General features: G+C 63.3%; 9 protein-coding genes and 1 pseudogene. 2 read left to right on the top strand and 8 right to left on the bottom strand.

Going from position 1 to position 9,687, the window contains the following annotated elements:
• From OXS49_RS05675 to OXS49_RS05645, 7 genes are all read right to left on the bottom strand, one after another.
• On the bottom strand, positions 1-2,752 hold a 2,752-nt coding region (locus OXS49_RS05675), incomplete at its 3' end, for a hypothetical protein (RefSeq protein ID WP_267422608.1).
• Between the two features lie 68 nt (positions 2,753-2,820).
• Complete coding sequence (locus OXS49_RS05670; RefSeq protein ID WP_267422607.1) at positions 2,821-3,294, bottom strand: hypothetical protein; 474 nt, start codon at positions 3,292-3,294, stop codon at positions 2,821-2,823.
• Between the two features lie 422 nt (positions 3,295-3,716).
• Positions 3,717-3,947 (bottom strand): superinfection immunity protein, encoded by a 231-nt coding sequence (locus tag OXS49_RS05665; RefSeq protein ID WP_267422606.1) that lies wholly within the window; start codon positions 3,945-3,947, stop codon positions 3,717-3,719.
• A gap of 67 nt (positions 3,948-4,014) precedes the next feature.
• Positions 4,015-4,389 carry a hypothetical protein gene (locus OXS49_RS05660; RefSeq protein WP_267422604.1) on the bottom strand — a complete coding sequence of 125 codons (375 nt, stop codon included), beginning with the start codon at positions 4,387-4,389 and terminating at the stop codon, positions 4,015-4,017.
• Between the two features lies 1 nt (position 4,390).
• Positions 4,391-4,768: a DUF3768 domain-containing protein gene (locus tag OXS49_RS05655; protein WP_267422602.1), complete on the bottom strand. Its 378-nt coding sequence runs from the start codon at positions 4,766-4,768 to the stop codon at positions 4,391-4,393.
• A gap of 41 nt (positions 4,769-4,809) precedes the next feature.
• Positions 4,810-5,121, bottom strand: coding sequence for a hypothetical protein (locus OXS49_RS05650; protein WP_267422600.1), 312 nt, complete (start codon positions 5,119-5,121; stop codon positions 4,810-4,812).
• Positions 5,122-5,160: 39 nt separating this feature from the next.
• Complete coding sequence (locus OXS49_RS05645; protein WP_267422599.1) at positions 5,161-5,370, bottom strand: hypothetical protein; 210 nt, start codon at positions 5,368-5,370, stop codon at positions 5,161-5,163.
• 857 nt (positions 5,371-6,227) lie between these two features.
• Between OXS49_RS05645 and OXS49_RS33585 the strand changes: the two are divergent.
• A pseudogene (locus OXS49_RS33585) lies at positions 6,228-6,358 on the top strand (FAD-dependent oxidoreductase); the annotation flags it as partial.
• A gap of 67 nt (positions 6,359-6,425) precedes the next feature.
• Here the strand turns inward: OXS49_RS33585 and OXS49_RS05640 are convergent.
• Complete coding sequence (locus OXS49_RS05640) at positions 6,426-7,961, bottom strand: ISL3 family transposase (protein ID WP_267422620.1); 1,536 nt, start codon at positions 7,959-7,961, stop codon at positions 6,426-6,428.
• 693 nt (positions 7,962-8,654) lie between these two features.
• Here OXS49_RS05640 and OXS49_RS05635 point away from each other — a divergent pair.
• A complete protein-coding gene (locus tag OXS49_RS05635) occupies positions 8,655-9,683 on the top strand; it encodes an SDR family oxidoreductase (RefSeq protein WP_267422597.1) in 1,029 nt (342 codons plus the stop codon).
• The last annotated feature ends 4 nt before the right edge of the window (positions 9,684-9,687 follow it).

Genomic DNA, 9,687 nt, shown 5'->3' with positions numbered 1-9,687 from the left:
GCTGGCGGGTTTGGTGCGATAGAGCCTTCTGGCGCTCAATAAGGCCTAAGGTCGAGACAGGCGTGTAGAGGGTGCCAAAGAACGCTCGGAGGGCGGGGAGGAGCCCAGCCGCAGCAGCGGCGATCGCCGTGTATGGATCGAGTACCGCACCCCTGCCTCGCACACGATGAGCGAGCATCACGGCAACCCGCAACTCCTCGAGCGTGCCGGCGCAAGTCTGGACGCCTAGCCGATTTCCTCTCAAGCGATCGGTAAATTCGAGGACCGTTTCGCCCAGGACGTGCGCCACGACAGGCAGCGGCATCGGCCCTACAGAGTAGGCGTGAAGGGCATTCTCCACAGCTACTTTGCGCCGATCGGCCATCTCGATGAAGGGCGTCGGATCGTCATTTTCCAGCTGTAGGCTGACAAATGCTCCGTGCCCGGGGAAGCGATCTTGAAATTCGTCCGACAGGACGCGGAAGGCGTGAAGGGTTCGGCTTCTGATATTTGTGATCGTCCAAATCTCTGGGCCTACCATCGCACGGGGAAGCGAGACCTTCTGGCCAACCTGACGCCCGATGACCTGCCGCGCTCGCTCATGTTCGGGCGGGAAGACGCCGATCCCCAGAAAATCGTCGCCCTCGTCGAGCAGGAAGCTGCGAGGTGAACCGTGCTTCGGAGTCAGTTCGACCCAGGTGCCAACGGCTACGGTTGTCGGCTCTGGGTCCAAGGCAAACCGCGGCTCACCGAGCATGGAGAGCGTGAAGAGGCCGACATAGCCAGCCGCTACATCAGCATCATCCGGACGCTCGCGTAAAAGAGCGTAAGCAGCCTCCAACGCGCGACCTATACCGCATTCCCGCGCTACACACTGGATCAAGGTAACGCGGTGGCGCGAAGCACCATGCAAGTTAAGCAGGTCTATAGCATCGAGATCCTGCTTGATCATCTCTTTACGGTCAAGACGGCCAAGAAGGTTGATGCGGAGAAGCCGCGAGAAAGAGTCGTTTGGGTCGGCATTAGAAAGATCGGTGGCGATCTTCAGCGAGTCGTCTACATAGCCCAACTGCGATAGGAGCAGCGCCTTGTTCGCTAGGACAAGTAGATCAGTAATCTCATTGGGCAGGCTATCGATAAAGCGGCGGTTGCGCAGCCTTTTAGGCCATTCCGCAGCATGAGCGGTCGTGAGAAGCTGCCAAGCCTCCAGATTAGCTCCTGGTGGAACACGTTGGTCAATCAATTCAATGACGTCCGCCCAGCGCCCCCTATCAGCTGCGAGCATCGCTGCCATGGTTCGGGCTGCAAAGGAGTCCTCGCGACGCGCCAAGGCAAAGGCCGAGGCGTAAGCATTCTCTGCCGCTAATAGGCAACCATCTCGGTGCGCCTGGCGCGAGATGATGACCGCTGCGCGTGCGTCCCCCCGCCTGAGTCGAAGCGCTGTAGCAAAATCGTCCTCAATGAGATGACCGACCCTCTCCTTTGCTTTCTCAATGCGCGCAAATGTTTCGATGAGCACTTTCTCTGAGTCGGGAACCGCCGCCTCCGCGAAAGCACGCGCTGCTGCACGGAGATCACCACGCTGAAGCGCCGCGATGCCGGCAAAAAATTTAATCGTGGGGTGTTCAGGGCAAAGAGTGACGAGGCGAGCCAGGAGGTTATTCTCCCCCCTGTTCATGGCGGTTTGAGCCGCAGCCACAACCGGATGCCAGTCCGTTAGACCTTCATCGGCAACGACCGTAGCGAGTTCGATCGCAAGCTGTCGATCGCCCAAGAGGTGGGCGCCAGCCATCGCGGCGACGAGGTTTTGTGCTGCCAAGGAGTGGGGATCGGTTAGGTGAGTGCGTTGCTCCCGCCAAGCAGCGTCTAAGCATGGGACCGCAAGTTCGAGCTTCGCACGCTGATAACCGCTGAGAACACCGGAGAGAGCTGGCGTCGGATCACGTGAGACTTCATCGACATCAGCCAAGGCCGCAGCCCTGGTTAGGTCCTTGTTGTCAGGGTACAGGCCAGCAGCTTCACGGGCGCGATCCCACCACTCTGGGACGACCTCCCGCCTTCGAAGGAATACGAGAAGACCGGTCAATACCGCGGCATTCCGCCTAAGTGACTCGGGCAGGCCGGCGAGAGGATCTGCTACGTCCGTTGCATCTGAGGCCGCCTGGACCGCGTAGGCCGCCGCCCACTCATTCCCCGGGTCGGCCTGAGCTGCATCGCACCCGAAGCGGTAAGCTTCTGCCGGCGTCTCGGCCAGCCAAAGGGATAGGACCCGGTTCGCTATAGCGCGCCGGTCGTCGGGAGCATGTCTATAGCCCTCGTCCAAGAGGCTACGTGCCTTAACCCGGTCTCCTATCCTGAGATAGAAATGGCCCAGGATGTTGCGCGCACGGGATTGAATGACCGGCGCAGCGGCTGCCGGCAATGTGGCCAAGAAGCTCTTGGCATTTTCGATTGCTTGGTCCGGTGGGAGCTTATCACCTCGGTCGCGCATCTCATCAAGCTGCGCATTTAGAAACGGCTCTACCTCGAAACCATCACGGCTCCGATCTTCGCCAACAATCGGACCTGGGCGCTGCTTAAGTGCGGCAAAGACATCGGCAAGCTGCGCCTTGATGTCGTCAAAATTCTCGTCCGTCCTAGCGGCAGCAGCTCTCGCTTCTTTTACTGCTGCCTGTTGCGTCGCTTCGCCGACACCTACCTCAATCTTTTGAACGATGTCTCTGAGGATGACAGAGCCACCTGCCTGTATCGATGCCGAGAATGACTGAGCCACTGACTGAGCGGCCGTAATGTTGGGGTTCGTGTTCGGCGCGCCGGTTAAACCGTTAACGGACGCGCCATCTATTTTCCCGGCTCACCTTTATTCGACATAAGTAGACGTTTCAGGTTGAAGTCATCGCCAGTTTTTGCCCGTATATCGAGGCTTTCAAGACCCTCAAGATCCTCGATGTTGGCAGTCTTACCAACGTCTAGGTCAAGTCTGACCTGATAGCGCTCGATTGCGGCCTGAGCCGCCGCATCGCGGTTAATCGCAGCGATAAGAGCCTCCAGAACAGGGCGGAGATCCTCCCGGTCGTCAGCTTCTATGGTCGCGAGCACTGAAGTGACTTGTTGTCGAGCTGTGGCAGATGCAGGATCAGCCTCAAGCGCGATTAGGGCGCGCTCGCCGGGTCGACCAAAGATTTCGCGGATCTTCGCCCTGACGGCGCCGTAGGCATCCTTTGTCAACTCCTCGATGCCAGCCGTAGCCACCGCGGCAGCGCCAAATTCGAGAAGCGCCTGCAAATTGGCCGGCGATAGCAGGCTCTGGTCCATGATCGTCACGCCTTAGAGAAGCGAGACTATAAATGGGATATGATTCGCCGGCGTGGAAGGGGGCTTGGTCAGACTGGCGTGCGGCGTTTTGTGGTCAGGGCCGCACCTTGATTGCTGACAGATGCCTCGAGCGGGCGAGGCTCGGTGTTCCGCTTTAACGACTCGTCGCTCGGAAGCGGACCTGCCGTAAACCACCCTTAGCGGTCTTCCTCTCTCGGCCTAGCGTCGGCACTCACAGCCGTCGCAAAAAATAAATGCCTTCAACTATGCGAACTCAGCTACGTTCAGACGTGAGCTCACGTACGAGGGCCCAGGGTGTTTAATCGCCAACCGAGGCACCGAAGAATGACCCACCCGGTGACGTAGGCTCAGCGCGCTTTTGCGAGGCCATCAGCAGCGGAGACGACTGGCGGCCGGCGAATTCAACCTGCATCAACACTATCTAAGCCTTTAAGCCTGTCTGCGCGAAACATCGGGTACACCGCTAAAGCCAGTGCCACGACCCAGCCGACCACGCTCGCGTTGATCGCCAGGATCAGCCAGCGGTTTGGATCGCGCCGCCGGAAGGCAATAACCGACGGCAGGGCAAATCCCGCCAGCACGATGAGCCAGACGTAGGCGACGAACAGGACGAGTTGATCTTCGGGGTTCATGCGCCGCTTCGCATCAACGCAATGCTCTAATCAACGTGGCAGGTAGGCAGCGTTACGCGTGCCCGCCTCATGGCTTTGGGCGGTTCGGCGTCGGCACGGTTACGACCACGTCGCCCTTTTCCGTCGCTTCGGCATAAAAGATGATGGCGGTGTCTTCCTGCTGCTTGGAGCCGGCGAAGGTGACGCTGATGCGGGTCACCGCTTTGCAGACCGATTTTCGCGGCGTTTGTTCGACCGCAATAAGGTCGCGAATTTCCCACTCAACGTCTGCGACCTGCCGGAACTCGGCATACAATTGGTCGAGCGACCGGTGGAGCGCATCAATGACTGTCTGATCGCTGCATCGGATGTCGCGTGAGCAGCCCCCGAGCATCGCTGCGGGAGCGAGCGAGCCTAACACCAGCGCCCGAAACGCAAGACGTCTACGGTGATGACTGGCCACGTCAGTACTCCTCGGCCAGCATGATCGTCAGGACGCGGGCCGTCACCGTAGGGTTAGTCGGATCGGGCGAGTGTCCGCGCAGATCGCAGTCGTGGGCGTCGATCTTCCAAAACAAGCGCCGCACGCCGACCTCGACCGCGCCGAAGTCGTGCTCGCCGTGGGGATCGTTGTCGCCGTCGAAGCCATCGAAGCGGCGCACCGCCAGTAGGACGGCGATGCGCTCGGCCTCTGGCAGCGCGAATACACTTGCCGTCTCTACTACACGACCACCGACGAAGCTCCGACGGAACGCATCATTGAGCTGCGCGATGGGCGCGGTACTGGCGGTCTCCCTGGGCCGCGTGCGGTGCGAGGGATTAGGGTGCGCGCTCTTGTTCATGTTTTGTCCTTGTGTTGCCTAGACGTTCGTCATCGTCTGCTTCACTCGGCCGATGCGCGATGGGCGGCCAAACGGTCGACCGCTGCAAAGGCGCGCCGTGACAGCTCGGCGAAACGATGCGCCTCAGCCTCGAACGCGGCACCTAGTGCCTTCCGCACGCCGGGGCGTTGCGCCTCGGCGGCGCGCAGCACCACCTCTAGGTCGTCGCCCTCCAGGCTGGCGACCGCTTCGAGGGCTGCTGTTAAGACGGCGTCGACACCCGCACAGGGGCGAACTCGCTGCGGTGCCTGAGCGACAGGCAGCAAGGCCGGTAGGCTGGCGGTGTGCGGGATTTGATCGGCACGGTCGGTCATTTCGTTCTCCTTCGATGCAGCGATGCGGGACGCGGGTGCTCAGCCCTGCGGGTCGGTGGCGGGGTGCAGCAGGGCGAGTTCGTCGCGGCGGCGGGTGAACTCGGGCAACTCAGGCCAGTCACGCCAGCGTAGGAGGAAGCGGTAGTCGGCGCGGGTGGCGACGACGAGGGACTCAAACCAGCCATCGGCATGCCCTTCGGTGGCGAGCACAAGCGAACCCGGCTTGATCGCGTCCCAGCTGCCGGGCACGCGGGCATTACAAGCCGGCGGCTTGGATGGTCCTGAAGTGGCCTGAGCGTGCGAACCAGCGACTGCGCTGCCTGTCGGGGTCACCGGAGCCGTAGGCTCGGGCGCGGGTGACGCAGCTGAGGTTGCGCTAGCGCGGGGCTGCGAGCCGCCCTCGGGTTCGCCGAGAAATCTAACGGTTTTGGGCGGTTGACCCCGATCACCGTTGGTGCAGGTCGGCTTAGGCTGCTGGTTGGACATGTTGGGGCTCCAGAAACGACGAAGGCGGCCCGGAGGCCGCCTTGCGAGGGGAAGATGATTTGCGCTGAGGCCGCGCTGATCGCGGTGGTGGGGCGCGCCAAGCTGGCGGCCGAGGCAGGAACTGAAGCGGCGTCATCGCAGGTGCTTTCAGTCGCACAGGGTGAGCGACAAAAGTATCAGTACCGGATAATTATCCTAATGTCAAGGCTGTGGTTGTCGTCTAGCTTGTGGCCGCATTCGCCACGCACAAACTTGCATGGCAAAATCTGCAAACACATTTCAACTTGTACGAAACGACCGGACCTAATTGGCGAAAATACACCGAATATTTTATGCGTCCCGAGATGCTGATACTAAAGCGTATGTTATTGCTGTCGCTGCAGCAGACGAAGGAGTGGCTGAAATCTCTTCCAATGGCGCCAGTTGGTTCGATGTCGAAAAGCGGACCTTCGGCTTTGCGCCCATTGCGGCCGTGCAGCCAACTGCGGCGCGTTCTCCGAAGCGGACGCTCCAGCAGCTCAGCCTGTAAGTCCAGGCAGCACCAAATAGCCTCGAACGGTGCCGCCCACCGCGAGCCTCGGTGCTTGTCGCACCCAATGGCCGGCCTCACCTACAGCCACATGGCCAGCGAGTTTGACGTCATCATCGTAGGGGAGGCGCCGCCGGCATTGGCGCGGCGCGGCGGCGCGCGGCATACGGGAAGGCGGTGCTGTTGCTTGAGGCGTCATCCTGGCTCGGCGGACGAGCGTTCAAATAGGGTTCATCCGCACTTTCGATGCTGCGGGTCGGTTATCCGGGCAAGCTCTTCCGGCCTCGGCTCACGCGGCATGTAGGACGCGTTGGCGCAGGAGATCGAATCCGGCGCGGCCGTACATGCTGCGCTCGATCAGTTTCAGGCGGTTGACCTGTCCCTCGACCGGACCGTTGCTCCAGGGCTCGACGATGGCAGCGCGCACGGCGGCCTCGTCTTGGCGGAGCCCGGTGACGAAGCCGCTGAGATCGGTCGCGGCTGCCGCCTCCAGCCATGGCGTCAGTCCAGCAGGATTGTTCTGGCGCAGGAGGCCTGCAAAGGCACGGACATCCTCGGCGGCCCGCTTCAGCTTCGGCGCGGCGCCGCAGAGCGCCTCGGTGAAGGCGCGATCCTCCTGCGCCAGCGCGGCCGGATCGCCGGTCAGCCACCGGGTGATGCGGCGCGTCGAGGGGATCCGGGCTGACGGTGGTCGCGCCGACGCACCCTGCCTCCGTCGCGCGACCCAGCGCCGAACGATGTCGTAGCTGCCGGTGAAGGCCTTTGCATGCAGCTCGCGGTGAAGGACGATGGCGCTGCGCTGACCCTCTTGCCAGCGCATCTCGATGAAGGAGAGATGAGGGTCGAGCCGGCTTGAGCCCGGTGCTCGGCGGTAGGGCATGAACCGGCCCGCCCGGACCCAGTGGCGCACGGCGTTGCGGGACGCACCGATACGGCGCGCGATCTCTTTGTTCGGCAGACCTTCGCCGTGGAGGCACAGGGCCGCCTCGCAGCGATCGCGTCGCCGGCTGTATACCTCCGGCGTGGGTGCGGTCTCCGTCAGTTCAGGAGGGGCAGAGCGATCGTGCACGCCACGGTGCGCCACGTCCCGGATCTCGGACTGGTGCCGTTCGACGATGCCTCGCAGCGCCTCGGACGCGTTGACGAGCAGGTGCCAGCGATCCGCGACCTGCGTCGCCGCCGGTGCTCCCGTGCGCGCGGCCTCGGCGTAGGGTCCAGAGCGGTCGCGGCTGATGACGGTCACGCTCGGATGGGCGGCAAGCCAGTCCCGCACCGGTGCCGAAGAGCGGCCGGGCAACAGGTCGATGACGCGCCGCCGCTCCAGGTCGCACACGATGGTGCCGTAGGACCGGCCACGCCGCCAGGCCCAATCGTCGATGCCGACCACGCGCGGCGGCGCTGACGGTATGGTCCCGCGACGGCGGATCAGGCGCAGGACGGTGTCACCGCTGACCGGCATGGCCAGCCGCCGCGACAACCGTGCGCCGGGCTCGCCGCCGAGCACCATGCCGATATCGGTCTGCGCCTCGGCCAATCTGTCGCTGCGGCGCGCCTTGCACGCGCCCAGCCCCGGCACGGGCTCCGCGAAGACCCGACCCGGGCAATGATTGCACCGGAAGCGGCGCACCTGCACCAGCCACGTCACCGCCCGGTCCTGCCAGGGCAGGTCCTTGAACATCCGCCAATACCTGCTGTGCACCCGCACTGACACACGCCCGCAGACCCGACAGGAGGCCTGGGTCGCCGTGGTCCGGGCGGTGATCAGCAACCCCGTTTGATTCAGCGTCAGATCATCGACGTGCAGGCCGTCCGGGACCGACGGCATCGACGGGTTCGACATCGGCATCGCGCTGCCCTCGGGCCACCACGTGAACCAACGCCCGAATCATCTCTCAGCACCGAATGTGCAGATGAACCCTTATTCCACGCCTAAACACAGAGAAGGCCGTCACCGCTGCTTTCGAGCACGTCTTCGAGCACCTGGGCCGCCTGAACGACCACGTTTCGCCCGGCGGTTCCGACGGCGGCGACCGATACTTGCAGCCAGGCGAGTCCCCGACGCTCCGGTAAGCCGGTACGCGGGCGGACGTCCTCATGGAAGGACCCGGCCGGTGGCGCCTCGGTCACGCTCCTTCACGACAGCGGCCGAAGGCGTCAACCTGTGGGGGCACCACCTTCTTGTGCGCCCTCAGCGAACCTGATCGGCGCGGAACCGATTGCCGCCAGCCTGCGTGTCCTGGCACCGGCATGGCGGCGGCAGGTCCCGGCCACCTTCGCGCAGGGGCACCCGTGGCGCATTGCGTCGAATTGCTCGAACGAACGCGATGGCTTCGTGCGGACGTTCAGCCTGTATTTTATGCCACAGTGTCGGCGCGCCAACTGAGATTTCGAGCGACCTGGGTACCCTTCATGTCGAATTGGACCGTCATCGCGTTCATATTATGCGAACGCTATGTAGACCTGGGTGTTGATCATGCGTGGATAAGAATATGTCCACGTCAACCCCGGCGAGCGATCGATGAACCAAGAGAGTAGAGCTGACCGACGTCCCACCGTGGTGATAACAGGCGCCAGCGCTGGGGTGGGACGGGCGATCGCACACGAGTTCGCCCGACACCGCTGGAATGTCTCGGTGTTGGCGCGGGGTGAGGCGGGGTTGAGAGGGACCGTACAGGATATCGAGTGCGCAGGGGGGCGTGCGCTGGCTCATCAGGTCGACGTCGCCGATCCCGACGCCGTCATGCGGGCGGCGGACGAGACCGTGAGGGAGTTCGGTCGCATCGACGTCTGGATCAATGTCGCCATGGTGACGATCTACGCGCCCGTGCAGCAGACCTCGCCGGAGGAGTACAGGCGGGCGACCGAGGTCACCTATCTCGGTCAGGTCCACGGCACGCTCGCCGCGCTGAAGCACATGCAGGCGCGAGATTATGGTGCCATCGTCTGCATCGGCTCGGCCCTGGCGTACCGTTCGATTCCGCTGCAATCGAACTACTGCGCGGCCAAGGCCGCCGTGCGCGGCTTCCTCGACAGCCTGCGCAGCGAGCTGCTGCACGATGGCAGCCGGGTGCGGTTGACGATGGTGCAGCTGCCGGCGGTGAACACGCCCCAGTTCGACTGGGCGCGCACCCGCATGCCGCGTCGGCTGGAACCGGTGCCGCCGATCTATCAGCCCGAGGCAATCGCCCGTCACGTCTATCGCGCCGCCCACACCTCGCCGCGCGAACTCTGGATCGGCTTCCCGACCTGGAAAGCGATCATCGGCAACATGATCGTCCCGGGCTGGATCGACGGGTACCTCGCGCGGCACGGCTATCGCGGCGAGATGACGAACCAAGCGGCGCTCGAAGGGCGGCCGGACAACCTGTACGGTCCCGTCGACACCGATCCGGGCGCGCATGGACGCTTCGACGACCGCGCGCTGACCACCGTGCCGGCCGCCGACCCGCGCTGGCTCAAGCTTGGCATCGCCGCCGCGCTCGGCGCGGCGCTGCTCGGCACGCTATCGATCGCCAAGGCTTCGAAGCCACCGCAGCGCCTTCGGTAGAATG

This window comes from Methylobacterium sp. GC_Met_2, assembly GCF_026540795.1.
Lineage (GTDB): Bacteria > Pseudomonadota > Alphaproteobacteria > Rhizobiales > Beijerinckiaceae > Methylobacterium.
The sequence above is the reverse complement of the archived record's forward strand: the minus strand, read 5'-3'. Positions and strand labels throughout refer to the sequence as shown.